Source organism: Burkholderia sp. SRS-25 (assembly GCF_004343765.1).
In the GTDB taxonomy this organism is placed as follows: domain Bacteria; phylum Pseudomonadota; class Gammaproteobacteria; order Burkholderiales; family Burkholderiaceae; genus Burkholderia; species Burkholderia contaminans.
In genome coordinates this window covers 1-726 of record NZ_PTXM01000062.1, presented here as the reverse complement: position 1 = coordinate 726, position 726 = coordinate 1, and the positions used below count along the sequence as shown (strand labels likewise).

The following is a 726-nucleotide window of genomic DNA, read 5'->3' as shown; positions in this document are numbered from 1 at the left end:
CAGCGCATGCCACGCATCAAGGCGCTGGACAACCTGCTCAAGCAATACGCCGGCACCCACTACCAGTACGACGCGCGCGGCAACCTCACGCAACGCTGGCACAACGGCAAGGAAGGCCGCTTCACCTGGGACCTGTTCGACCGCCTCACCCACTACGAAGACGAGCGCCTGAAAGTCGCCTACAGCTACGACGCGCTCGGCCGGCGCCTGTCCAAGCACAGCCAGGCGCACTACGAGGAAAGAAGGGAAGCGGGACCCCACTGGAACCGCGCCGAACGGGTGAAGCGCAACCGCGAGCTGCAATGCGGCTTCACCCTCTACGGCTGGGACGGCGACATGCTGGCGTGGGAAAGCAAGATCGCCGACGAGGACGGCTTTGGTGCGCGCACCACGCACTACGTCTACGAGCCGGGCAGCTTTGTGCCGGTAGCGCAGGCGGTGCGCGACGACGCCATCGAATTGCTCGACCAGCCCGAATACGGCGATTACTACCGCCAGGATGAAGACCCGCTGTGGAGCCCTCCGCCGTCTGCGCCGCCGATCAACAGCCTGGCGTGGTACCAGTGCGACCACCTCGGCACGCCGCAGGAACTGACGGACGAGCACAGCGAGATTGCGTGGAGTGCGGAGTACCGCGCGTGGGGTGTTGCGCAGGAGGCGATCAGGAAGGCGTCAGGGAAGGCTCAGTTCGCCAATCCCATCCGCTTCCAGGGGCAGTACCATGAC

The 726-nt window shown here is 65.3% G+C and carries 1 protein-coding gene; it reads left to right on the top strand.

What is annotated here, in order from left to right:
• The coding region (locus C5O79_RS37910; RefSeq protein ID WP_205746242.1) for an RHS domain-containing protein at nt 1-726 on the top strand (726 nt) is incomplete at both ends.